Annotated in this window: 25 protein-coding genes; 13 read left to right on the top strand and 12 right to left on the bottom strand. The window is 50.9% G+C overall.

All coding sequences use genetic code 11. The annotated features are described in order from the left end of the window. The first annotated feature begins 173 nt into the window (after positions 1 to 173). Complete coding sequence (locus FDX14_RS20020; RefSeq protein ID WP_006686272.1) at positions 174 to 650, top strand: FxsA family protein; 477 nt, start codon at positions 174 to 176, stop codon at positions 648 to 650. A gap of 49 nt (positions 651 to 699) precedes the next feature. On the opposite strand, the gene yjeH is transcribed toward FDX14_RS20020, so the two are convergent. Further along, the gene (gene yjeH / locus FDX14_RS20015) at positions 700 to 1,965 is read right to left on the bottom strand and encodes an L-methionine/branched-chain amino acid transporter (RefSeq protein WP_137350109.1); all 1,266 of its coding nucleotides are present in this window, start codon (positions 1,963 to 1,965) and stop codon (positions 700 to 702) included. A 275-nt stretch (positions 1,966 to 2,240) separates the two neighbouring features. Between yjeH and FDX14_RS20010 the strand changes: the two genes are divergently transcribed. From FDX14_RS20010 to FDX14_RS20000, 3 genes are all read left to right on the top strand, one after another. Then, positions 2,241 to 2,534 (top strand): co-chaperone GroES, encoded by a 294-nt coding sequence (locus tag FDX14_RS20010; protein ID WP_000027827.1) that lies wholly within the window; start codon positions 2,241 to 2,243, stop codon positions 2,532 to 2,534. Positions 2,535 to 2,577: 43 nt separating this feature from the next. Then, positions 2,578 to 4,224, top strand: a complete 1,647-nt coding sequence (gene groL / locus FDX14_RS20005; RefSeq protein ID WP_006686275.1) for a chaperonin GroEL — start codon at positions 2,578 to 2,580, stop codon at positions 4,222 to 4,224. A 133-nt stretch (positions 4,225 to 4,357) separates the two neighbouring features. Further along, a complete protein-coding gene (locus FDX14_RS20000; protein ID WP_042312852.1) occupies positions 4,358 to 4,711 on the top strand; it encodes a DUF4156 domain-containing protein in 354 nt (117 codons plus the stop codon). 88 nt (positions 4,712 to 4,799) lie between these two features. Here FDX14_RS20000 and yjeJ read toward each other — a convergent pair whose 3' ends face one another. Both yjeJ and epmB read right to left on the bottom strand, forming a co-directional pair. Continuing rightward, entirely contained in the window at positions 4,800 to 5,663 is an 864-nt protein-coding gene (gene yjeJ, locus FDX14_RS19995; RefSeq protein ID WP_061382720.1) for a YjeJ family protein, read from the bottom strand. Between the two features lie 184 nt (positions 5,664 to 5,847). Then, positions 5,848 to 6,876: an EF-P beta-lysylation protein EpmB gene (gene epmB / locus FDX14_RS19990; protein ID WP_042312847.1), complete on the bottom strand. Its 1,029-nt coding sequence runs from the start codon at positions 6,874 to 6,876 to the stop codon at positions 5,848 to 5,850. 41 nt (positions 6,877 to 6,917) lie between these two features. Here epmB and efp point away from each other — a divergent pair, with 41 nt between their 5' ends. The 3 genes from efp (at position 6,918) to ecnB (ending at position 7,930) form a co-directional block, all read left to right on the top strand. Further along, positions 6,918 to 7,484, top strand: a complete 567-nt coding sequence (gene efp, locus FDX14_RS19985) for an elongation factor P (RefSeq protein ID WP_042312845.1) — start codon at positions 6,918 to 6,920, stop codon at positions 7,482 to 7,484. A gap of 57 nt (positions 7,485 to 7,541) precedes the next feature. After that, on the top strand, positions 7,542 to 7,676 hold the full coding sequence (gene ecnA / locus FDX14_RS19980) for a lipoprotein antitoxin entericidin A (RefSeq protein ID WP_016151394.1): 135 nt from the start codon (positions 7,542 to 7,544) through the stop codon (positions 7,674 to 7,676). A gap of 107 nt (positions 7,677 to 7,783) precedes the next feature. Next, complete coding sequence (gene ecnB, locus FDX14_RS19975; protein ID WP_032940256.1) at positions 7,784 to 7,930, top strand: lipoprotein toxin entericidin B; 147 nt, start codon at positions 7,784 to 7,786, stop codon at positions 7,928 to 7,930. A gap of 30 nt (positions 7,931 to 7,960) precedes the next feature. On the opposite strand, the gene FDX14_RS19970 is transcribed toward ecnB, so the two are convergent. Next, positions 7,961 to 8,560 carry a LuxR C-terminal-related transcriptional regulator gene (locus tag FDX14_RS19970; protein ID WP_042312843.1) on the bottom strand — a complete coding sequence of 200 codons (600 nt, stop codon included), beginning with the start codon at positions 8,558 to 8,560 and terminating at the stop codon, positions 7,961 to 7,963. Between the two features lie 255 nt (positions 8,561 to 8,815). On the opposite strand from FDX14_RS19970, the gene sugE reads away from it, so the two are divergent. Then, entirely contained in the window at positions 8,816 to 9,133 is a 318-nt protein-coding gene (sugE, locus tag FDX14_RS19965; RefSeq protein WP_000118520.1) for a quaternary ammonium compound efflux SMR transporter SugE, read from the top strand. Here sugE and FDX14_RS19960 read toward each other — a convergent pair. Continuing rightward, the gene (locus FDX14_RS19960) at positions 9,130 to 9,663 is read right to left on the bottom strand and encodes a lipocalin family protein (protein ID WP_137350108.1); all 534 of its coding nucleotides are present in this window, start codon (positions 9,661 to 9,663) and stop codon (positions 9,130 to 9,132) included. The genes sugE and FDX14_RS19960 overlap by 4 nt on opposite strands. A 94-nt stretch (positions 9,664 to 9,757) precedes the next feature. Then, positions 9,758 to 10,903: a CMY-2 family class C beta-lactamase gene (blaCMY, locus tag FDX14_RS19955; RefSeq protein WP_042312838.1), complete on the bottom strand. Its 1,146-nt coding sequence runs from the start codon at positions 10,901 to 10,903 to the stop codon at positions 9,758 to 9,760. A 131-nt stretch (positions 10,904 to 11,034) separates the two neighbouring features. On the opposite strand from blaCMY, the gene ampR reads away from it, so the two are divergent. After that, positions 11,035 to 11,916, top strand: a complete 882-nt coding sequence (gene ampR / locus FDX14_RS19950) for a LysR family transcriptional regulator AmpR (RefSeq protein ID WP_137350107.1) — start codon at positions 11,035 to 11,037, stop codon at positions 11,914 to 11,916. A gap of 9 nt (positions 11,917 to 11,925) precedes the next feature. Here ampR and frdD read toward each other — a convergent pair whose 3' ends face one another. From frdD to frdA, 4 genes are read right to left on the bottom strand one after another with little or no spacing between them, the layout of a single operon-like run. After that, positions 11,926 to 12,282 (bottom strand): fumarate reductase subunit FrdD, encoded by a 357-nt coding sequence (gene frdD / locus FDX14_RS19945; RefSeq protein WP_003025535.1) that lies wholly within the window; start codon positions 12,280 to 12,282, stop codon positions 11,926 to 11,928. A 10-nt stretch (positions 12,283 to 12,292) separates the two neighbouring features. Then, positions 12,293 to 12,688, bottom strand: coding sequence for a fumarate reductase subunit FrdC (gene frdC / locus FDX14_RS19940; protein WP_006686290.1), 396 nt, complete (start codon positions 12,686 to 12,688; stop codon positions 12,293 to 12,295). Positions 12,689 to 12,698: 10 nt separating this feature from the next. Beyond that, positions 12,699 to 13,433: a fumarate reductase iron-sulfur protein gene (gene frdB, locus FDX14_RS19935; protein WP_006686291.1), complete on the bottom strand. Its 735-nt coding sequence runs from the start codon at positions 13,431 to 13,433 to the stop codon at positions 12,699 to 12,701. After that, entirely contained in the window at positions 13,426 to 15,216 is a 1,791-nt protein-coding gene (gene frdA / locus FDX14_RS19930) for a fumarate reductase (quinol) flavoprotein subunit (RefSeq protein WP_038636496.1), read from the bottom strand. Before frdA ends, frdB begins: the two co-directional genes overlap by 8 nt. 324 nt (positions 15,217 to 15,540) lie before the next feature. Here frdA and epmA point away from each other — a divergent pair, with 324 nt between their 5' ends. The 4 genes from epmA to FDX14_RS19910 all read left to right on the top strand — a co-directional run bounded on the left by epmA (position 15,541) and on the right by FDX14_RS19910 (position 19,560). Beyond that, positions 15,541 to 16,518 (top strand): elongation factor P--(R)-beta-lysine ligase, encoded by a 978-nt coding sequence (gene epmA, locus FDX14_RS19925; RefSeq protein WP_003830517.1) that lies wholly within the window; start codon positions 15,541 to 15,543, stop codon positions 16,516 to 16,518. Between the two features lie 213 nt (positions 16,519 to 16,731). Next, positions 16,732 to 18,234 carry a glutamate/gamma-aminobutyrate family transporter YjeM gene (gene yjeM, locus FDX14_RS19920; RefSeq protein ID WP_137350106.1) on the top strand — a complete coding sequence of 501 codons (1,503 nt, stop codon included), beginning with the start codon at positions 16,732 to 16,734 and terminating at the stop codon, positions 18,232 to 18,234. 295 nt (positions 18,235 to 18,529) lie between these two features. Further along, a complete protein-coding gene (locus FDX14_RS19915) occupies positions 18,530 to 19,246 on the top strand; it encodes a hypothetical protein (protein ID WP_077949328.1) in 717 nt (238 codons plus the stop codon). Further along, positions 19,246 to 19,560, top strand: coding sequence for a YjeO family protein (locus FDX14_RS19910; protein ID WP_079225638.1), 315 nt, complete (start codon positions 19,246 to 19,248; stop codon positions 19,558 to 19,560). Before FDX14_RS19915 ends, FDX14_RS19910 begins: the two co-directional genes overlap by 1 nt. Before the next feature lie 55 nt (positions 19,561 to 19,615). Here FDX14_RS19910 and mscM read toward each other — a convergent pair whose 3' ends face one another. Both mscM and asd read right to left on the bottom strand, forming a co-directional pair. Next, positions 19,616 to 22,930: a miniconductance mechanosensitive channel MscM gene (mscM, locus tag FDX14_RS19905; RefSeq protein WP_137350105.1), complete on the bottom strand. Its 3,315-nt coding sequence runs from the start codon at positions 22,928 to 22,930 to the stop codon at positions 19,616 to 19,618. A 17-nt stretch (positions 22,931 to 22,947) separates the two neighbouring features. After that, entirely contained in the window at positions 22,948 to 23,916 is a 969-nt protein-coding gene (gene asd, locus FDX14_RS19900) for an archaetidylserine decarboxylase (RefSeq protein WP_061382723.1), read from the bottom strand. Between the last annotated feature and the right edge of the window lie 31 nt (positions 23,917 to 23,947).

The raw sequence follows: 23,947 nt of genomic DNA, 5'->3' as shown, positions 1-23,947 counted from the left end.
TTTACCCCTTATTTATTATTCTGTGAAATAGATCACCCCTTTAGGATTAACACTAAATATTAGTGTACAAGCGGCTTGAAATTTTGCTAATCACCACAATATCAAATCGATGCGATTAACATGATTTTTGGACAGACGTTGTACAAAACGCCTGTTATTAACAGGAGTCCCCTTTGCGCTGGATACCATTACTTGCCATTTTTCTCTATGTTTACATAGAGATATCTATTTTTATTCAGGTTGCCCATGTGTTGGGTGTTCTGATGACCCTGATTTTGGTTATTTTTACGTCGGTTATCGGGATGTCTCTGGTTCGTAATCAGGGATTTAAGAACTTTTTACTGATGCAACAAAAAATGGCGGCAGGTGAAAGCCCGGCTGCAGAAATGATCAAGAGCGTTTCGCTGATTATTGCCGGTCTGCTATTAGTGCTGCCTGGTTTTTTTACCGATTTCCTTGGTCTTCTTCTTTTACTACCCCCGGTGCAGAAGCATCTGACGATGAAACTGCTGCCACATTTGCGTTTTTCTCGTATGCCCGGCGGTGGTTTTAGCGCCGGAACGGGTGGGGGCGAGACCTTTGACGGTGAGTTTCAGCGTAAAGACGAGCATCGCGACAGTATTGAACATAAAGACGATCGTCGGGATTAAGTATCAGTTTGTAGGCCGGATAAGCGTTAGCGCCATCCGGCAAACATGTTTATATGCCGGATGATGGCGTCAGCGTCGACTTATCCGGCCTGCGGGGTAAAAACAGCCACAGCGCCGCCAGCATAATCAGCGCATAGAGACTCTTCCAACCGACCATCGCCAGCAATAGCAGACATAGCAAACCGCCAACGATCGCCAATGCGCGATAGTGTCCTTTCAGTAATCGACAACCTGCCAGCATGCACAGCAGATAAATCATAATAAAGATGCCGTTAGCGTAGACGATTAACGCGTCGAGATTGATTTGCAGCATATAGATGCACAAGGTACTGACCACGCAGCAACCTAGCACGGCGTTCAGCGCATTGCGCGGAAGATGACGAGGGGACAGACGCGCCAGATAACTCTCCGGCTTGTATTGCGCTTGCGACCAGACCAGCCGGGCGAAACTTTGAATATAAATGTTGAGACTGGCAAAGCAGGCCAGATAACCAATAATGCAGGCGACCCACAGTGCCTGTACGCCAAACAGCTGTACAACAATTTCGGGCAGTGATGCCGCCGCTGCCATTTGCTCGCCGTAAGCGTCAAAATGAAGGACGACGACGGTGCATGCCCAGTAGACAGAACCTGCCAGCAGTAGACCGATCATCAGCGCGCGCGGGAAGTCTCGCTCCGGATTTTTAAATTCAGAGGCCAGATGGGCAAATGCTTCAAGGCCGACAAAGCACCAGAACATCACCGACAGCGCGGCGAACAGTCCGGGAAGTTCAATTTCGCTAACCGCAGGGAAAGGGATTTCATTGGGTTTTAGATCGCCCGCCCACCAGATGGCGACAATCAGGGCCACGATCAGCCCGGCAATGACCGTTTGTAGGTTAGCGCTGGAGCTGGCGCCGCGGGAGCCTATGTACCAGACCAACGCCAGCGTGCCGAGTTCTGCCAGCAGAAGCTGCCCGTCATGCCAGCCAAACATCGCCTGGCCGAATCCTGCGGCAATATGTAATGCCGCAGGTAAGCCCACGGGGATTACTGATAAAAACAACCATCCGGTGACGCGCTCCAGGCGCGAGCCAAAGGCCATACCGACAAAATGCGCCACGCCGCCCGCGCTGGGGAAATGGCGGCCGAGCACGGCGAAGACAATCGCCACGGGAAAGACTAAAACAATTAGCACCGGCCAGGCCCACAAGCTATTGTTGCCAGCAACCAGCGCAGCCAGCGCGGGGACGGCAAAAACGCCTGTACCTAACAATGATGTCGACAACAGGCCAACGCCCTGAGCCAGTCCCAGCTCTTGTTTCAGTCCGCTCATAAGTTGTTATCCGGTTATGCCCGTTGACTGGGCTACAGCGCAGATTTTTGATGGTATCACAATCGGATTTGCTTATGACGACGTGACTGAAATCGTTATGGAATGTGAGGTGCGTCGGTGTTTTGACGGGATTTTCTGCTGATAAAAATTTTTTTTCGCTTGCCCCCTTGAAGGCACAAAACCCCATCCCCATCTATCTGGTCACTAGCCGGGAAACCGTTTACGGGCCGGCGTCACCCATAACTGATAAAGACTTTCTCAAAGGAGAGCTATCAATGAGTATTCGTCCGTTACATGATCGTGTGATCGTCAAACGTAAAGAAGTTGAATCCAAATCTGCTGGCGGCATCGTACTGACCGGTTCTGCAGCAGGTAAATCAACTCGTGGCGAAATCATCGCTGTCGGTAAGGGTCGCATCCTGGACAACGGTACCGTACAGCCGCTGGACGTGAAAGTCGGCGATATCGTTATTTTCAACGATGGCTACGGTGTTAAATCTGAGAAGATCGACAATGAAGAAGTGTTGATCATGTCTGAAAGTGACATCCTGGCAATTGTTGAAGCCTAATCCGCGAACGACACTGAACATACGAATTTAAGGGAAAGAGAAAATGGCAGCTAAAGACGTAAAATTCGGTAACGACGCTCGTGTGAAAATGCTGCGCGGCGTCAACGTACTGGCAGATGCAGTGAAAGTTACCCTCGGTCCAAAAGGCCGTAACGTAGTTCTGGATAAATCTTTCGGTGCACCGACCATCACTAAAGATGGTGTTTCCGTAGCACGTGAAATCGAACTGGAAGACAAGTTCGAAAACATGGGTGCGCAGATGGTGAAAGAAGTTGCCTCTAAAGCGAACGATGCTGCAGGCGACGGTACCACCACCGCAACCGTACTGGCTCAGTCCATCATCACTGAAGGTCTGAAAGCTGTTGCTGCGGGTATGAACCCGATGGATCTGAAACGCGGTATCGACAAAGCGGTCGCTGCTGCCGTTGAAGAACTGAAAGCGCTGTCCGTACCGTGCTCTGACTCCAAAGCTATTGCTCAGGTTGGTACCATCTCCGCTAACTCCGACGAAACCGTAGGTAAACTGATCGCTGAAGCGATGGACAAAGTCGGTAAAGAAGGCGTGATTACCGTTGAAGACGGTACCGGTCTGCAGGACGAACTGGACGTGGTTGAAGGTATGCAGTTCGACCGTGGCTACCTGTCTCCTTACTTTATCAACAAGCCGGAAACTGGCGCTGTAGAACTGGAAAGCCCGTTCATTCTGCTGGCTGATAAGAAAATCTCCAACATCCGTGAAATGCTGCCGGTTCTGGAAGCCGTAGCGAAAGCAGGCAAACCGCTGCTGATCATCGCTGAAGATGTTGAAGGCGAAGCGCTGGCAACTCTGGTTGTTAACACCATGCGCGGTATCGTGAAAGTCGCTGCTGTTAAGGCACCTGGCTTCGGCGATCGTCGTAAAGCGATGCTGCAAGATATCGCTACCCTGACCGGTGGTACCGTTATCTCTGAAGAGATCGGTATGGAGCTGGAAAAAGCAACTCTGGAAGATCTGGGTCAGGCAAAACGCGTTGTTATCAACAAAGACACCACCACCATCATTGATGGCGTAGGCGATGAAGCTGCAATCCAGGGTCGCGTAACTCAGATTCGTCAGCAGATCGAAGAAGCAACTTCTGACTACGACCGTGAAAAACTGCAGGAGCGCGTAGCGAAACTGGCAGGCGGCGTTGCGGTAATCAAAGTTGGTGCTGCGACTGAAGTTGAAATGAAAGAGAAGAAAGCTCGCGTTGAAGATGCCCTGCACGCAACCCGTGCTGCGGTAGAAGAAGGCGTGGTTGCTGGTGGTGGTGTTGCGCTGATTCGCGTAGCGTCCAAAATTGCCGGCCTGAAAGGTCAGAACGAAGACCAGAACGTCGGTATCAAAGTTGCGCTGCGCGCAATGGAAGCTCCGCTGCGTCAAATCGTTCTGAACTGCGGCGAAGAGCCGTCTGTAGTGGCTAACACCGTGAAAGCGGGTGACGGTAACTACGGTTACAACGCTGCAACTGAAGAATACGGCAACATGATCGACATGGGTATCCTGGATCCAACCAAAGTAACGCGTTCTGCTCTGCAGTATGCAGCTTCTGTTGCGGGTCTGATGATCACTACCGAGTGCATGGTTACCGATCTGCCGAAAGGCGATGCGCCTGACTTAGGTGCTGCTGGTGGTATGGGCGGTATGGGCGGAATGGGCGGCATGATGTAATCATGTTGTTCTGAACCTCTCAGAATTGAAAACCCCCGGGCAGAAATGTCTGGGGGTTTTTCTTTTGGTCATCTTTTTAGTATATGATTCAGCTACGGACATAACGTCCAACTAATTGATTATGGGGAATGACATGCACGTGAAATATTTAGCAGGGATCGTTGGTGCCGCGCTACTGATGGCGGGTTGTAGCTCCAGCAACGAACTGAGTTCAGCCGGACAAAGCGTACGCTTTGTCGAAGACAAGCCAGGCGCAGAGTGCCAGCTGATTGGCACCGCAACCGGTACGCAGAGCAACTGGCTTTCTGGTCAGCATGGCGAAGAGGGTGGGTCTATGCGTGGTGCAGCGAACGATCTGCGTAACCAGGCCGCAGCAATGGGTGGTAACGTGATTTATGGCGTCAGCAGCCCATCACAGGGAATGCTGTCCAGCTTTGTGCCTACCGCCAGCGAGATGAATGGTCAGGTTTATAAGTGCCCAAATTGATAAACGCGGTTGATGCCGGATGGCGACGCTAAAGCGTCTTATCCGGCCTACGGTACACATGATCGTAGGCCTGATAAGCGCAGCGCCATCAGGCATTCTGAGCTTTATGCGCAGACTGAACGCGTAAATGATGTAGCGCGCGCAAACACTGATCCTGATTGAGCTTTTGGGTTTTATCACCCGTCAATGTTCTGACAAACACCTGGCACGGTACACCGGCAAGTTTTTTCAGTCGTGGGCTGAAGTCCAGAAGGCGTCGGGTAATGGCCTCAGCTTCTTTACTGCCGGAAAGGGCGCGAGTTTTTACTACTGAGCCACAGAATTGAGCTTTACCCTTTTCATCCTTATAGCGGTAGATAATCGCCAGGTAATGGTTAAACAGGTTAAGTTTCCATTCTGGTTGTGTATATGAATCATATTCAAGATTGTCGTTTTGCTGGCAATCAACATCGTACAGCGGTAAGAAATCCAGCAGCGATGTAATTCTTAACGCTAATTCCTGCATGCCAGCATTATTTATTGCATGAATGATTGCATGGGCTAATACCTGGATCTGCAGTTCATTAATCAGTAATTGGTGGGTTTGTCCGTCATGTAGCGTCAGAGAAAATGCTAAGCTTTCTCCTTTGTCATCCACTAACATCAGCGAATTGATGCGACGGTTTATATCCGCATTTTTTAACTCATCTTCCTGAATTAACGGGATATTCTCGTGCATCTTTTTACTGGCTTTGTCGCGTTCTTTTTCATATTGCAAACGCGCTTCTTCGCTAAGCTGGTGCTTCGCATGGAGTCTGCTCTCCAGGGCGATAAGCAAATCTCTTAGCCCCAACGGTGAGAGAAAAAACAGCGACTCTTTATTTCTTGGTTCTTTGATCTTAAGTGCCAGAGCAACAAATTCATTCTTCTGACGAATAACACCGGTATTAATACCCTTAATACTAATAACCATCCAGGGTTCTCCCTAACCATATATTTATTGGAAATCTACATTTGTATTAATTTATAAAATTTGCAAATGAGTTGTTGCACAGTGCTAGTTAAAATAGCACATATTAAAAGTGCGACTCTACCTGCTCGGATATTAAATACTCGGGATTGGTAGTGAGTGTCCATAATCGGACACTCACTAAGAATTATTGCTGGCGTAATTGCAGGTCCAACGGCGTTTTACTAGGTTCTCCGCCAATTTCTCGCGCCAGTTTAGGGACCATGTAACCGGAAACCAGCGTCAGCAGTTCACGCATAATCTGACGCGCTTCCTCGTCGCTGACCATAAAGTGGGCGGCACCCTGCACTTTATCCAGTACATGCAGGTAATAGGGCATAACACCCGCATCAAACAATGCGTTGCTAAGGTCGGCCAGGGTTTGGGCGTTATCGTTAACACCACGTAGCAATACGCTTTGATTGAGTAGCGTAACGCCTGCTTTGCGCAGTCTGAGCATCGCCTGACGAAATGTCTCATCAACTTCATTGGCATGGTTAATATGATTGACCAGCAGAATTTGCAGTGAAGAGTGAGCAAAACGTTCGGTCAGCCCTTCGGTAATACGCGCCGGGATCACAATTGGTAAACGGCTGTGAATGCGCAGACGCTTAATGTGTGGAATGGTTTCCAGCTGCGTGAGCAGCCAGTCCAGTTCGTGATCCTTGGCCATCAACGGATCGCCGCCGGAGAAGATGATTTCATCCAGTTCTGGATGGGCGGTAATATAGTCCAGAGCGACTTGCCAGTTGCGCTTGTTGCCCTGATTTTCGGCGTACGGGAAGTGTCGGCGGAAGCAATAACGACAATTTACCGCGCAGCCGCCTTTGACCAGCAGCAGCGCCCGGTTGCGATATTTGTGCAGCAGGCCGGGAACCACACTGTGCTGTTCCTCCAGCGGATCGGTCGAGTAACCGGGGGCGGCAACAAACTCTTCCTCGGCGGTAAGTACCTGACGCAGAAGCGGATCGTTTGGATTGCCTTTCTCCATGCGCGCAATAAACGCGCGCGGCACGCGCAGGGCGAAAAGTCGTCTCGCGTCGCGTCCGGCCAACAGTTTTTCATCTGCGTCTATATTCAAAAGATGCAGAAGTTCATCGGGATCGGTCACAACATCGGCAAGTTGCGATAACCAATCTTCTCTGGATGGGGTATTTAGGGTTACAATATGCGCCATTTTGTGGCTTAGCTACCAGTTAACAATTTTCAGAGGGCCTTATGGCAACGTACTATAGCAACGATTTTCGTGCTGGTCTTAAAATCATGTTGGACGGCGAACCTTATGCGGTTGAAGCCAGCGAATTCGTTAAACCAGGTAAAGGCCAGGCGTTTGCGCGCGTTAAGCTGCGTCGCCTGCTGACCGGTACTCGCGTAGAGAAAACCTTCAAGTCTACCGACTCTGCCGAAGGCGCAGATGTAGCCGACATGAACCTGACCTTCCTGTATAGCGACGGTGAATTCTGGCACTTCATGAACAACACCACTTTCGAACAGCTGGCTGCAGACGAGAAAGCGGTAGGCGATAACGCTAAATGGCTGCTGGACCAGGCTGAATGCATCGTGACCCTGTGGAACGGTCAGCCGATCTCCGTGACGCCGCCGAACTTCGTTGAGCTGGAAATCGTTGATACTGACCCGGGTCTGAAAGGCGATACCGCTGGTACTGGCGGCAAACCGGCTACCCTGTCTACCGGCGCAGTCGTTAAAGTTCCGCTGTTCGTACAGATCGGTGAAGTGATCAAAGTGGATACTCGCTCAGGCGAATACGTTTCCCGCGTAAAATAAGACACTTATTTGATCTTGTGGCGCAGGTTGCTGCGCCATACTTTTTCCAGGGCAGGAATGATGAAACGTCTTCTCAGTCTTGTAATGCTAATCCTTTTCACCAGCACTCTACTGGCGGGCTGTAATACCGCACGCGGCTTCGGTGAAGACATCAAACATCTCGGCAATTCAATCTCTCACGCCGCCAGTTAAACTTCTCACATAATCTGAAAAACGGTTGTTTATCCATCACACTTCCGGATCTTGTCTATTATTAAGTAGCTATACACAAACAATATTGGCTAGAAAAGGAAGACGTTATGATTAAGAAGACAATTGCTGCGATCTTTTCTGTGTTGGTACTTTCTTCCGTATTAACCGCGTGTAATACCACGCGAGGCGTAGGGGAGGATATTTCTGACGGCGGTAATGCTATCTCTGGTGCGGCGACAAAAGCTCAGCAATAATGCTCAACGGTACGACGCTGGGTCGTACCGTTAACTCTCCCTGTGTGGGAGTGAGAGGAACGGTGAGAAGCGGTTCCCCAGATGAAGCTTCAGACGAATATTTCGTTTATAGGTATACACCGTTTTGCCATGAATGCTGAGCGTGGCGGCTATAACCTGGTTACTCACGCCATCCATCCACATTGACAATACTTTCTCCTCCTGCGGCGTAAGCAGTGGCGTCGCATTTTCGGCTAATGCTAATGTGGGGCGATCTTGTAGCGCTTCCTGAATCGTGTGTGTAAGTGCGTTTAGCGAGGTGTGTTTGGTTAATACCGAATAGGCGGTGGCTTGAGAAGCCGGGATGGACGCGTGCTGTCTGTCCGCTGATTGCAGTAAGATCAGAGGTATGACGCCACAGCTCATGAAAAAGGGCTTAACTGGCGGAGTGGAATGCGCCTCGCTAATAAAACTGTATAAATCCGCAATGACCAGATGCGGTTTCCACTGCAAAATATGCTCTTTTGCCAACAGAAGATTATTAATTCCTGATACCAGAAATGAGGAGTTAAACCTGCCAGAATGATTAAGCAATGCCTCTATCCCTGTGCGGGTAAAGTGGCATCGGTCAATCACTAAAATTTTAAGCATAAACTTTTCGCATTCAGAAGAGGGGCAATAGACTTCCTGATTTCAGAAAGCCCTTCATCATAGAGAACTCCGATGAGTGCCAAATGCGGGAACTACGCCGCTAATTATGCTTAATTCTTGCTTTTAACAGACGGTGAATAAAAAGGTTGAAATTCATTTTCTGTCGGGCAAAAATGCCATTTCACACACAGCTTTGCAGGACGACCTGCAAACGCTTCTTTCACCGGGGACGGCCCCATTGTTCTGGAGCCTGATATGTCCTGGATCGTTTTATTAATTGCCGGTTTGCTCGAAGTTGTCTGGGCGATTGGCCTGAAATATACCCACGGTTTCACACGTCTGACGCCAAGTATTATCACTATTGCGGCCATGATCGTCAGTATCGCCATGCTCTCCTGGGCGATGCGTACTTTGCCAGTTGGGACCGCCTATGCCGTCTGGACCGGTATTGGGGCCGTCGGGGCGGCCATTACCGGGATTCTGCTGTTGGGTGAATCCGCCAGTCCGGCGCGTTTGCTGAGTCTGGGGCTGATTGTGGCTGGTATTATTGGTCTGAAGCTTAGCACTCACTAAGTACCAGGCTGTTTTACCCAAATCAGTTTATTGACGTCAAACCCTTCCCGGGTCGCGATAGCCAACATTTGCTGCTTCATTTCATCTGAAATGGTGGGGGTCCGTGAAAGGATCCACAGGTAATCGCGATCCGGACCGCAAACCAGCGCGTGGCGATATTCCCGGTCGAGCGCAATCACGTTATACCCGCCGTAAAAGGGGCCGAAGAATGACACCTTGAGCGCAGCCCGATTTGGGTCGCCAGTGAAATAGGCTTTACCCTCCGTTTTTTGCCACATCTCTCTGTCCGGGTTATAGCCCTTATTGATCACGTTGATACCGCCGTCGTCGCGCAAGCTATACGTTGCGGTCACTTTTTCCAGTCCACGTTCGAAGCGATGGTCTAAACGTGCAATTTCATACCAGGTACCAAGAAAGCGTTTAGCGTCAAAGTTATTCACAACGGTAACGCCTTTTGGCGGTGTAGGGGTACTGCAGGCGACAACCAGAAATGCAGCGGTAACTGCAGCAACGACGGGCAGAATACGCATAAGATTTTCCTTGCTGTTTTTTTGTTAAGTGTAGATGACAGCAGGAAAAAGAAGAGGAAGAAACAAGGTCCGCTATAGCGGACCTCGTCGTCAGTTACTGTAATTTTTCAAGAATGCGCCAGGCTGCATCGACGCGAGCAGGATTTGGATAGCTTTTGTTTGCCAGCATCACGATGCCAAGATTTTTTTCTGGAACGAAAGCAACGTAGCTGCCAAATCCGCCAGTGGAGCCGGTTTTATGCACCCATGAGGCCTTCACGGCCGGGGCTGGCGGATTGACCTCAACGGCGGGAAGCGCCGCTAACGCGACTTTACTGTCGCTACCGTTGATTATCGAGTCGGCATTCACCGGCCAGTTCAGCATCTCCCAGCCTAATCCCTGGTACATATCGCCAATACGCCAGTAACGAGCCTGCGCGATTTCAATTCCCTGTCGGAGCGTTTTCTCTTGTACCTGGCTGGCGTCCATGTTGGCCTGAACCCAGCGGGTCATATCGACAAGACTGGATTTTACCCCATAGGCTTCGGCATCAAGCTGCCCCGGAGATACATGCACGGGCCTTCCTTCGCGATAGCCCCAGGCATAATCCTTTTGTTCGCTCTGCGGAACCGTAATCCAGGTATGCGTCAGTTTTAATGGTTGCAGGACGCGTTTGGTCATCGCCTCTTCATAGCGCATTCCTGAAGGTTTCACCGCCAATGCGCCAAACAGACCAATACTGGAGTTAGCATAGAGACGTTTAGCACCCGCGGCCCATTGCGGCTGCCAGTTTTGATAAAAGCGCAGTAATGCCGCTTTATCTGTAACATCGTCAGGTACCTGAAGCGGCAGACCACCCGCCGTATAGGTGGCCAGGTGCAGCAGGCTGATACCCTGCCATTGTTTGCCAGTTAATTCGGGCCAGTATTGGGTGACCGGATCGCTGAGCTTAATTTCACCACGGGCGATAGCATCGCCGCCCAGCACACCGTTGAACGTCTTACTGACTGAGCCTAGTTCAAACAGCGTTTGCTGGGTGACAGGACGGTTTTTGGCGATATCGGCTTTACCCCAGGTAAAGTAATAAGGTTTTCCCTGGTAAATAATTGCCACGGCCATACCCGGAATAGCCTGTTCTTGCATCAGCGGTGTGATGGTGCGGTTTACGATATCGGCAATCTGTTGTTCTGTTTTTTCGGCGGCAAACGTTGAGACAGAGGCTGTCAGCAGCAACGCGCAGCATAACGATTTTTTCATCATGAAATCAGTTCCGTAATAAAAAGCAAAAGGGTGTCCGGGCCCGTCAGACGCAATCAGTTTGTTTGATTTGCAGTGTGTTGACAAACGGTTAAATTTAGCAGCAGATATAAGTTTTTCTAACAGGCCAGATGATGACGCGTAGCTATATCCCCCTTAACTCGCTGCGGGCTTTTGAAGCCGCGGCCAGACACCTTAGCTTTACCCGCGCTGCAATTGAGCTCAACGTAACGCACTCTGCCATCAGCCAGCATGTCAAAGCGCTGGAACAGCAGCTAAATTGTCAGCTTTTTGTGCGCGGCTCTCGTGGGTTGATGCTGACGACGGAAGGGGAAAGTCTGTTACCTGTACTTAATGATTCTTTCGATCGTATGGCGGGGATGCTAGATCGTTTTGCCACTAAACAAACCCAGGAAAAACTTAAAATCGGGGTAGTGGGGACCTTTGCGATCGGTTGTCTTTTTCCTCTACTCAGCGACTTTAAGCGTAACTATCCGCATATTGATTTGCATATTTCCACCCACAATAACCGCGTGGATCCCGCCGCTGAGGGACTGGACTATACCATTCGTTACGGGGGAGGAGCCTGGCATGATACCGACGCACAATATTTGTGTAGCGCGCTGATGTCCCCGCTTTGCTCGCCAGAATTAGCCGCACAGATCAAGGTACCTGCAGACCTCCTGAAATTCCCGCTATTACGATCTTATCGGCGAGATGAATGGACGCTTTGGATGCAGGCCGCCGGAGAAGCGCCTCCGTCACCGACGCACAACGTGGTGGTGTTTGATTCTTCCGTCACAATGCTGGAGGCCGCGCAGGCAGGGATCGGAGTGGCGATTGCCCCGGTAAGAATGTTCACACATTTGCTTGGTAGTGAACGTGTCGTTCAGCCGTTTCTAACGCAGATTGATCTGGGGAGCTATTGGATAACGCGTTTGCAATCCCGACCTGAGACATCTGCAATGCGTGAGTTTTCCCGTTGGCTCCCCGCCAATGGCGGGCCTGATAGTTAACGCATGCAATTAGATGGTCAGGATACCAATGGCCGTTACAACGGTCAGGATAGCTGCCAGTCCATAGAATACCCATTTGCCAGCAGGCACGTGGATTTTCAGGTCATGCATCGCGTGGTGCATACGGTGTAAACCGCACCACAGCGGCAGGACAATCATCAGGAACAGGAATGCGCGACCGATAAAGCTCTGCGCGAATGCCAGGACGCGTTCATAGCTGAAGGCATCAGGAACAAAGCCCAGCGGCAGCATAATGCCTACCAGCAGGATCATTACCGGCGCAATGATTGCGCTCCACATACCGCCTGCACCAAACAGGCCCCAGAATACGGGTTCGTCAGAGCGTTTTGGATTTGGATTAATCATTCCGGACTCCTTACCAGAACAGGGCAACAAACAGTATTACTACTGTCGCAACCACAGTAACCGCCCAAAGCCCTTTGATGATTGGCTCTGGCCCCATTTTTTCGTCTTTTACGATGATGTTGGCCGCTTTCGGCGCCAGCTCAAACCAGGTCTTGGTATGCAGCAGCGCGGCTGCCAGGGCGATGATGTTAAGGATCACCACCACCGGGTTCTGCAGGAACCCGACAAAGCCAGCCCAGGATTCCACACCGTGCTTAAGCGCAAACAGGCCGAAGATCAGTTCAATACTGAACCAGACAGCCGGAACGGCTGTGCCTTCACGCAGCATGTAAAAGCGATAAAACGGCAGTTTTTTCCACCAGGTGGACGTCATTGGCCGCACATAGGCGTTGCGTTTAGTCGTCATGTTGCACTCCTTAGCGTGGTTTCAGGGTTGCGATAAGAAAGTCTTTTGAACTTTCAACTTTACCCTGCTGAATGGCCGCAGCCGGATCGACGTGTTTCGGGCAGACTTCGGAGCAGTAGCCCACGAAAGTACAACTCCAGACGCCATTCGGGCTGTTCAATTGAGCCATACGCTCTTTCTTACCGTGGTCGCGGCTATCTTCGTTGTAACGATGCGCCAGCGTAATCGCAGCCGGTCCAATGAACTCAGGGTTCAGGCCGAACTGCGGGCACGCGGCATAGCACAGACCACAGTTGATGCAACCGGAGAACTGATGATACTTCGCCATCTGCGCCGGAGTCTGGGTGTTTGGGCCCTGATCCGGTGTACGCGGGTTACCGATGATGTACGGTTTGATCGCTTCCAGGCTTTCGATAAAGTGCGTCATGTCGACGACCAGATCGCGCTCAATCGGGAAGTTGCCCAGCGCTTCAACCTTCATACCGTTGGTGTAATCACGCAGGAAGGTTTTGCACGCCAGCTTCGGCACGTTGTTGACCATCATGCCGCAGGAGCCGCAGATTGCCATACGGCAGGACCAGCGATAGCTCAGGTCCGGCGCCAGGTTATCCTTGATGTAGCCCAACGCATCGAGCAGAGACGTGGTTTCATCGTAAGGAACTTCGTAGAAAGCACTGTGTGGCGCGGTATCGGTTTCCGGGTTATAGCGCACCACCTCAACTTTCAGGTTTTTCATCTCAGCCATTCGCCTTCTCCTTCTTATCGGCTGCTTCCGCTTCGCCACCGTAAACACGTTTAGCCGGTGGCAGAGTGGTGATTTTCACGTCGCTGTATTCCAGGCGAGTCGTGCCGTCAGCATCGCGGAAGGCGAGGGTGTGTTTGAGGAAGTTCACGTCGTCACGCTCGGTGCAGCCTTCATCCAGACGCTGATGCGCGCCGCGGGATTCTTTACGCGCCAGAGCGGAGTGCGCCATACATTCAGCAACGTTCAGACCGTGACCCAGTTCGATGGTGTACAGCAGGTCGGTGTTGAAGACGCTGGAGGTATCAGTGATACGCACGCGCTTGAAGCGCTCCTGCAGCTCAGCCAGCTTATCAACGGTTTTCTGCATGAGTTCCGGCGTACGGTAGATACCGCAACCTTCTTCCATGGAGATCCCCATTTCGTCACGGATCTTAGACCAGTTTTCGTTACCTTCCTGGTTAACCAGATCTTTCAGACGTTTTTCAATACCGGCAACCTGTGCATCAAGCGCGGCACTGTTTGCAGCGCCAGCCGTTGCAGCACGTTCCGCAGCCTGTTCGCCGGCCATACGACCGAAGACCACCAGTTCCGCCAGGGAGTTAGAGCCCAGACGGTTAGCGCCATGCAGACCAACAGAGGAACATTCGCCGACAGCGAACAGACCTTTAATGCGGGTTTCACAGTGCTGATCGGTTTCGATACCGCCCATGGTGTAGTGCGCGGTCGGACGTACCGGGATCGGTTCTTTAACCGGATCGACACCCACGTAGGCTTTCGCCAGTTCGCAGATGAACGGTAAACGTTCGAGCAGTTTTTTCTCGCCGAGGTGACGCAGGTCGAGGTGAACCACATCGCCACGCGGAGTGGAAATGGTGTTGCCTTTGCGCCATTCGTGCCAGAAAGCCTGAGAAACTTTGTCGCGCGGACCGAGTTCCATATATTTGTTTTTCGGCTCGCCCAGTGGGGTTTCCGGACCCATGCCGTAGTCTTGCAGATAACGGTAGCCATTTTTGTTGACCAGAATACCGCCTTCACCACGGCAGCCTTCAGTCATCAGGATACCGGAGCCTGGCAGACCCGTCGGGTGATACTGAACGAATTCCATATCACGCAGCGGAACGCCGTGGCTCAGCGCCATGCCCATACCGTCGCCGGTTACGATGCCGCCGTTGGTGTTGTAACGGTAAACACGACCTGCGCCGCCCGTTGCCATCACGACTGCGTTAGCACGGATCTGTACCAGCGTGCCTTCCATCATGTTCATCGCGACGACGCCGCGAGCATGACCGTCGTCAACCAGGATATCCAGAACGAAGTGTTCGTCAAAGCGTTGAATCTGTGGGAACTGTAAAGACGTTTGGAACAGCGTATGCAGCATGTGGAAGCCGGTTTTATCCGCGGCAAACCAGGTACGCTCGATTTTCATGCCGCCGAAGCGACGTACGTTGACGCTACCGTCTTCACGACGGCTCCATGGGCAGCCCCATTGTTCCAGTTGCGTCATTTCAGTTGGGCAGTGGTGGACAAAGTAATCCACGACATCCTGCTCACACAGCCAGTCTCCGCCTGCTACCGTATCGTGAAAATGGTAGTCAAAGCTGTCATGATCCTGCGCGACAGCAGCAGAGCCGCCTTCGGCAGCAACGGTATGGCTGCGCATTGGGTACACTTTTGAGATCAGTGCGATTTTAGCGTTGGGATTTGCTTGTGCGGCAGCAATTGCAGCACGTAATCCCGCGCCACCGGCGCCTATAATGGCAAGATCGGCTTGAAAGGTTTGCACGACATTCCTCCAGATTGTTGTTATTTCATCCCCGCCTGAACTCAGATGCTTCATCGGCTTCAAACAGGTTATGAACGCGTTTCCACTGCTCCTTTATAGGTACAATAGTATAGTCTTAGGGATGTGCGGGAAATTTGACGTGTTCGATTTTTTTAGCGTGTCAAAGGGGGGAATTATCATTGAATTTGATTAATTTAATTACTAAACCACCCCATGTCGCTTTTTTTACCCGATTGCCTGTGCTGATTACTACCGCGTGAAATTTGTCTCGTTAGCGCGATACGAGTAGACTTCGTGCCCTTGTCTTAAATCGGAGAAACAACCATGAGCGAAACGGCAACCTGGCAGCCGAGCGCGTCCATCCCCAATCTGTTAAAACGTGCAGCAATTATAGCGGAGATTCGCCGCTTTTTTGCCGATCGTGGCGTGCTTGAGGTTGAGACCCCTTGTATGAGTCAGGCAACGGTAACGGACATCCATCTGTTCCCGTTCGAAACACGTTTCGTCGGCCCTGGACATTCCCAGGGAATGAATCTCTATTTAATGACCAGTCCGGAATATCATATGAAGCGCCTGCTGGTGGCAGGATGTGGCCCGGTATATCAACTGTGTCGCAGCTTTCGTAATGAAGAGATGGGGCGTCATCATAACCCTGAGTTCACCATGCTCGAGTGGTATCGTCCCCACTACGATATGTATCGCCTGATGAATGAAGTGGATGATTTGCTCCAGCAGGTGCTGGACTGCTCTCCCGCGGAAAGCCTTTCTTATCAGCAGGCCTTCCAGCGTCATCTGGAGATAGATCCACTGTCTGCAGACAAAACCCAACTGCGGGAAGTGGCGGCTAAGCTGGATCTCAGCAACATCGCCGATACCGAAGAAGACCGGGACACCTTACTGCAACTGCTGTTCACGATGGGCGTTGAGCCGCATATCGGCAAAGACAAACCGACGTTTGTTTATCATTTCCCCGCCAGCCAGGCATCATTGGCGCAAATCAGTACCGAAGATCACCGCGTGGCTGAGCGTTTCGAGGTGTATTACAAAGGTATTGAGCTGGCGAATGGTTTCCATGAGTTGACCGACGCGCGCGAGCAGCAGCAACGGTTTGAACAGGATAACCGCAAACGTGCCGCACGCGGCCTGCCACAGCAACCTATCGATACCAACCTGCTTGAAGCGTTAAAAGTGGGCATGCCGGATTGCTCTGGCGTGGCGCTCGGCGTTGACCGTCTGGTGATGCTGGCATTGGGCGCGGAAAGCCTGGCTGAGGTTATCGCATTTACCGTCGATCGCGCGTAATTCACGCTCTCTCCATACAAAGTGGCGGATAAACCGCCACTTTGTAGCATATTTTTTCAATTACCCTCTAATAGCCACAATTTACATCTGGATGTTTGGTATCTTTCAGGTATCAATTCTGTGTTAATTTTTTATCGCTGAACTCCGCAATGAGAGCAGTGCCAATCGGTGAGCGGCGTTTGTTAAACGCTTGCCAGAGTAAGGGATGGTTTAATGACCCAAACAATAAAAAAGATGAGCCTGATTGGTCTCATCCTTATGATATTTACGTCTGTTTTTGGTTTTGCTAACAGCCCCTCCGCGTTCTATTTAATGGGGTATAGCGCGATTCCATGGTATATATTTTCCGCATTATTATTTTTTATTCCATTTGCTTTAATGATGGCGGAAATGGGTTCTGCCTATCGGAAAGAAGAGGGGGGAATCTATTCGTGGATGAATAATAGCGTTGGCCCACGCTATGCGTTTATCGGCACGTTTATGTGGTTTTCTTCCTATGTGATATGGATGGTAAGCACGGCGGCAAAAGTCTGGGTACCTTTTTCGACCTTCTTATTTGGCGCAGACATGACGCAGCACTGGCGTATTGCGGGGCTTGAGCCTACGCAGGTTGTCGGTCTGCTCGCCGTCGGCTGGATGATTCTGGTGACCTGCGTGGCCTCACGGGGGATTAATAAGATTGCCCGTATTACGGCTGTAGGTGGAATTGCCGTAATGTGTCTTAATTTAGTTTTGTTGTTAGTGAGTGTCGCTATTTTGTTATTAACGGGTGGCCACTTTGCGCAGGATATTAATTTTATCTCCTCGCCTAATCCGGGATATCAGTCCGGTCTGGCAATGTTGTCATTTGTTGTATTTGCTATTTTTGCTTACGGCGGAATTGAGGCCGTGGGTGGACTGGTAGATAAAACAGAAAAGCCAGAAAAGAACTTCGCGAAAGGGATCGTCTTTGCCGCTATTGTCATTTCTGTCGGTTATTCACTGGCCATATTTTTATGGGGCGTTAGCACCAACTGGCAACAGGTATTAAGTGATGGCTCGGTCAACCTCGGCAACATCACCTATATCCTGATGAAAAGCCTCGGGATGACGTTGGGTAATGCGCTGCACCTTTCCCCGGAAAGCGCGATGGCGTTGGGCGTATGGTTCGCGCGTATCACCGGCTTTTCTATGTTCCTCGCCTATACTGGCGCTTTTTTCACGCTCAGCTACTCGCCGCTGAAAGCGATTATTCAGGGAACGCCGAAGGCATTGTGGCCCGCGCCGATGACCAGGCTGAATGCGGTGGGGATGCCGACGACGGCAATGTGGTTGCAGTGTTTACTGGTGAGCCTGTTTATCCTGCTGGTTTCGTTTGGCGGCGACACGGCCTCAGCGTTTTATAACAAACTGACCCTGATGGCGAACGTCTCCATGACGCTGCCGTATCTGTTCCTTGCGCTGGCTTTCCCATTCTTTAAAGCGCGTACGGATCTGGAAAGGCCGTTTGTGATTTTTAAAACGCGGGCGGCGACGTTACTGACAACAGGCGTGGTGGTATTGGTGGTGACGTTTGCCAACGTGTTCACCATCATCCAGCCGGTGATTGAAGCCGGGGACTGGAACAGCGCATTGTGGATGACCGGCGGCCCGATCTTCTTCTCGCTGCTGGCGATGGCGATTTATCAGAACTACAGCCGCCGCATGGCGAAACAGTTTCGCTGGGTGACAGACTGAGGAAAGGTACATATTGAATTTTCCCAAAGCCCGAATGGAACACCCTCCGGGCTTTTTCATATAAAATAATTTCGAGATTTTTATCAGAATGATATTTGCATATATATTTTATGATTGTTTACATATCACATCCAGGGAAGTGATTTCTTATGGTGAAAATCATTGCTACTATGAATCTATTTGTAAATATAATTTTTGATTGCTTTTTCTATACATGTGATGTCTATCTCATTACTAATTGAGAACCATAGCTATTGTCGGGTCAATGCTAAATTAACTTTGGTGATGAATTTTCATGATGATTAGCTCTCCACCTTTTTGTGAGATCGATGAATATGGTTTTCCTCATTGGAATGGGTTAGATTTTTTTCGATGGTATGCCTTACCTACTAATTGGCGTTTTATGACTGGGAAAGCATATCTCTGGTATTATAAAACAGCTTGGTTAGTTCACCATAGGGCAATTATAAAACAATACGCTTTTGAAGCAAGAATCCCTGAATTACTCCTTGCAGGTGTTGCTGTTGCTGAAGTAGGCGGAACTCCAGAGAGATTTAAAGGTGTTGGTGTTCTGCAATTTAGACAGATAATTGAAGAAATATTGGGAAAGAACAGTAATGAATCGTCTAATGCTACATCGGTCGGTTCAATTGCTATCCAGATAGGTGTTGCAGCCAAAACTATAGGTATCCACCCTGATAAATTGACTCATTTTCAGCAATTTCGCCTGTCGCAGTGTTTACTTGATAACAGCTTTAACATTCGGGTTGTAGCATTCCATTTACATGATCTTATTTTATATGATAATCCAGACGCTGATACTTTGTACTTGACTGACGAGCAGATAATATTGGCAGGTTCCAGATATAATCGTGGAATAATGAGAAGTAAAGATGATATTGTTCAATCAATTAGTGAGTTGCCCGGTTCTCCGGGGCGTGAATATAGTGAATATGGTCGTCGAATTATAGAAAAGAAAGATATAATACTTAAAATTATGCGAGGCGGTTAATGAGTTGGAAGTCTTTTACGTTGAATTTTATCTGGAGTATAGTAAGTATTATATCGATAATTATATTTTCAACGCAGGACAAGGAATGGTTTATCGATGGCAGGGGAATCAATGATATCTGTGATGTCATGAAATATATTGAGAATGATGATATTCGAACTGTGGGTATAGCTTTAACTCTACCTCTGTTTATTCCTTTTATCTATGCAACTGTATGGAGAAGGCAACGTAGTATCTGGCAATATTCTGTTATAGCGGCTCTCCTGTTCTTTTGGTTATGGCGCTTTGTTATACGATACCAATTATGTTGGTAAATAAGACGTTGGGTAGTGCTCAACACACCCAACGTTCATCTTATTGTGACACGATTTACAAACTCCCCGCCGGGCGGTTGCCTCTGCCCGCAGAACTTAACGTTCTTCCCGTTTGTTTACTGCCAAGGCTCTCCAGACGCATCTGGAACGGCGGGAATGGCATATCAATACCGTGTTCGCGGAAGCCTGCCAGAATCAGCTGGTGGATCTCATGACGCAGCGGCATACGGTGTCCCATCTCTGCGGCATAAATACGCAGTTCGAAGATTTGAATCCCCTGCTGCAGATCTACCAGAAAGACTTCTGGCGCCGGGTTATCGATAACCAGCGAACAGCGCTGCGCGGCAGTCAGCAAAATCTGCGTGACCTCCTCGCTGTTAGCCTCTGACGGCGCCGGGATAGTTAACACCACACGGGTGACCGAATCTGACAACGACCAGTTGATAAACTGCTCGGTGATAAAGGCCTTATTGGGCACGATGATCTCTTTGCGGTCCCAGTCGCTGATGGTGGTGGCGCGAGTGTTAATCTTCGTCACGCTACCGGTAAGATCGCGAATGGTCACCGTGTCGCCAATGCGAATCGGTTTCTCAAACAGGATAATCAGGCCGGAAATAAAGTTGGCGAAGATTTCCTGCAAACCAAAGCCCAGACCAACACCGAGAGCAGCCACCAGCCATTGCAGTTTGGACCACTCAATGCCGATCATCGAGAAGCCAACCAGACCGCCAATCAGCATCAGCAAATACTTGGTAATGGTGGTAATGGCGTAACCGGTGCCGGGGGTTAAATCCAGATGTTGCAGCAGCGCCAGCTCCAGCAACGCGGGCAGGTTGCGCACTAACTGGGTGGTGATGATAAATACCAGTATTGCGATGAGCACCGCGCCCAGCGTGATTGGCTCTAAGCTTTCCACGCCCTGAACCGTAGAGGTGACATCCCACAACGAGATGTTTTCCAGGAAGCCAAATGCGGAATGAATTTCCGACCACAGCACAATGACTGAAAGCAGGGCGATAAGCATCAAAATAGAGCGCACCAGACGCAGCGATTGTGCGCTGATCGCGTCCAGATCCACTTCGCTTTCATCAACATCAATCGCGCCTTCAAGACTGGTGGAGTGCGGCGGTTCTTCTTCACCCCGCGCGCGCTGTGCCAGCATTTCGGCGCGTCGATGCTTGGCGCGGTCGAACGCCAGGCGACGGCGCTGGATCAGCATCCAACGGCGAATAACGTGATACACCACCAGTAACAAGAACCAGATAGCCACGGACGTTTCCAGACGTGCCAGTAGAGCTTGTGATGTGGCGAGATAGCCGACTGCGGCCGCGAGGATGGCAATCAGCGGAGCGCCCATCAACATATTCCACAGCATGCTGTTGACCATGTTATCGCTGTTGCCCTCTTTATCGAGGTACAGCGGTATCCCGGCGCGCTTCAGGCTCAGAGTCACGACCGCCAGCGCGCCGCAAATCAAGATAAAGCACAAGCGTCCCAATGAGGCGGAGAATTCCCGGTCATTGAGGTTATCAAACATGATTACCGCCATGATCAGCGGGACAATCAGCCCGATACTCATCAGGTAATAGTGCATGGCCTTCGCGACGCGATTACGCGGCCAGCCAAAATGGGCAATGAACAGACCGTTAGGGCGTGCAAAGGTGGCGCAAATCATCACCGCCCACAGCATGGGCACCGTGGCGGTTACGCCATCGCCGATTGCGACAGCCAACGGATAAGGCCAGGCTTCCTGCAAGCCGTAACCCAGGGTGGCCCACAGCACCGGTAGCGGTGAGGCGACGAGTATCGACCAGAATACCGTGCGTATCGTCAGCCAGAAGTGGTCCTGGGTCACTTTACCCACTCGCGCGGACGAGCGTTCAAGAAAACGGGTAAAGTGTTTGCGAGAATAGAGGCTAAATCCAACCAGCACCAGCGCACCGAACAGTGGTAGCAGCGTTTCCTTGCTGGTCAGCATCATGATGCTGGCTTTACCTAACTGATTAAAGGTATCTAATGAGATCAGACGCCGCAGATCCTGAACAATGTCGACAGGCCATGAGAGGGAGATAGGGCTGACGTCAGACGTCCAGAACAGATAGCGATGCGTCGCTTCGTTGACCTCTTTTAGCGCATCTTCCAGTTGGCTATTGGAGACTTTTAGCTTGGTCAGTTCAAGGATCAGCGTATCGCCACCCTGTAACAGTGAGTTCAGCAATTCACGCTGAGTGCGCAACTGGGCGTTGAGGATGCTGCTCTGTTCCGCGGTCAGCGGTTGCCCATCGGCCTGATGGATCTGGCGCAGTTGCGGCTGTTTATTGAGGAGATCTTCATAGCGCATACGATGCACGCGTAGCTGCGCCATTTCGGTATCTAACTGCTGAGGTTTGGGCATTTCGGGCAGACGAGATACCTGCGCGCGTAGCGCTTCTCCCAGCATATTCGAAACCCCAAGCCACTGGGACTGTTCGCGCAGCGTATTCAACGCCTGACGCACCTGCAGCGTTTGGCTGGTGGCCTGACGCTGTTGCGATGCGACTAGGTCCATTCGCTGTGCCTGTTGGTTTAAGGCCTGGGACAGTTCGCGGTTAACCTTGAACTGGTCAACAATGCCTTCGGGCAATCCCGCACTGTTTTCCGCCAGCAGTTCGGTGCTCTCCAGCGCTCGTTCAGCTTCACGCTGCCGCTGACTGTTGAGTTGATTACGTAATGCCTGCAGATAAGCGTCGAGCTGTTGGCTCTGTTTTTCCGCCAGTTCGGAGCGCATACGTGCCAGTTCCTGGCGGTTATTGGCGGAAAGCTGCGCCAGCTCCAGTTCATCGACCAGGGCTTTGAGTTTGGCTGATTCAGCCTGCATCGCCTGATTCTGCGCGGGATTGGCGTTGGCGGTACCAATACGCCGCTCAAGCTCATTTAGCTGGCGGCGGGCATCGGTTTGCTGTTGAGGAAGCTGGCTTAACGAGTCGGCGATTTCCCGGGCGCGATCCTGCTCCTGCTGGGCCTGACGACTCTTTTCCAGCAACTGACTGCTGACCTGGAGGATCTCCTGGTTTAACGCATCAGTTGTCAGTCCGCTTGGTACGTTGCGCGGTTCGTCACGCAGATTGCTAAGCTGTGCGCGTAGCGTTGCGGAGAGCTTGGGGAAGTTATCAATAACTTGCTGATATTGCGCAGCGCGCTCAAGAGAGCCTTTACGCTCCTCAAGGGCATTCAGTGCGGACTGGAGCGCCTCAACGGTTTCTGGCTGAGCGGGTTTCGCCGCCTTGGCCTGCTCCAGTTCCTGGGTGAGTTGTTTGGCGTCGGGGGCCGTCGCAGCGTACGCCCCCAGGCTGAGGCACCAGGCCATCAGAAAAGTGATAATCAGGCGCACAGCAGCGATTCCTATGTTTAAGTTTCGTCTTTTTTGTCGTCAACCAGCGGGCTGGCGTCGTGTTCTGCTTCGATCTCTTCTTTCGGCAGTGGGGCAGGTTCTGCCTCTGGCGTCACGAAAGTCTCTGTTGAGATGGCCATTGGCTGACCGATTTTCGTGACTGAAAGGTCCTGCAATTGCTCAACCAGGTTAACTTTGCCCGGTGCAAACAGGTTGATGACAGTAGAACCGAGCTTAAAGCGGCCCATTTCCTGACCTTTGAGCAGTGCCACTGACCCTTCGCTTTCGCCTTCCGGCCAGGTCCAGCGTTTAATTACGCCTTCACGCGGCGGGGTAATGGTGCCAGCCCAGACGGTTTCAATACTGCCAACGATAGTTGCCCCGACCAGAATTTGCACCATCGGGCCAAACTCGGTATCAAACAGGCAAATAACGCGTTCGTTACGGGCAAACAGGTTCGGTACGTTTTGCGCCGTCAGGATGTTTACAGAGAAGAGGTCACCCGGCACGTACATCATTTCGCGCAGGATACCGTTACAGGGCATATGTACGCGGTGGTAATCGCGTGGTGATAAGTACGTGGTAACAAACGTACCGTTGCGGAATTTGTCCGCCATCTGGTAGTTGCCGGCCAACAGCGCTTCAAGCGTATAGCTGTGCCCTTTGGCCTGTAACAGCTTGTCTTCTTCGATGTTACCTAATTGGTTAATCACACCGTCAGCAGGCATCACCAATACATTAGGATCGGTGTTAATTGGACGAGCTTCGTCGCGCAGGGGACGAACAAAGAAGTCGTTAAAGGTGCGATAGCTGGCTGTATCCGGCTTTTGCGCCTCTTTCATATCGACCTTGTAATATTTCACGAACAGATCGATCACCAGTTTGGTCAGCCATCCCGCTCGTTTGCTCGCACCCCAACCCGCCAGGCGAGTGAGCCATAGTTTCGGCAGAATGTATTGTAGCGAAAGCTTAAATGAGTTTAACAAGGTAGCCTCCAGGCCATAATTTGTTCCCGAT

It is taken from the genome of Citrobacter sp. wls710 (assembly GCF_005281115.1).
Classification (GTDB): domain Bacteria; phylum Pseudomonadota; class Gammaproteobacteria; order Enterobacterales; family Enterobacteriaceae; genus Citrobacter; species Citrobacter werkmanii.
Note: the sequence above shows the minus strand (reverse complement) of the source record. Positions and strands in the feature narration are given on the sequence as shown.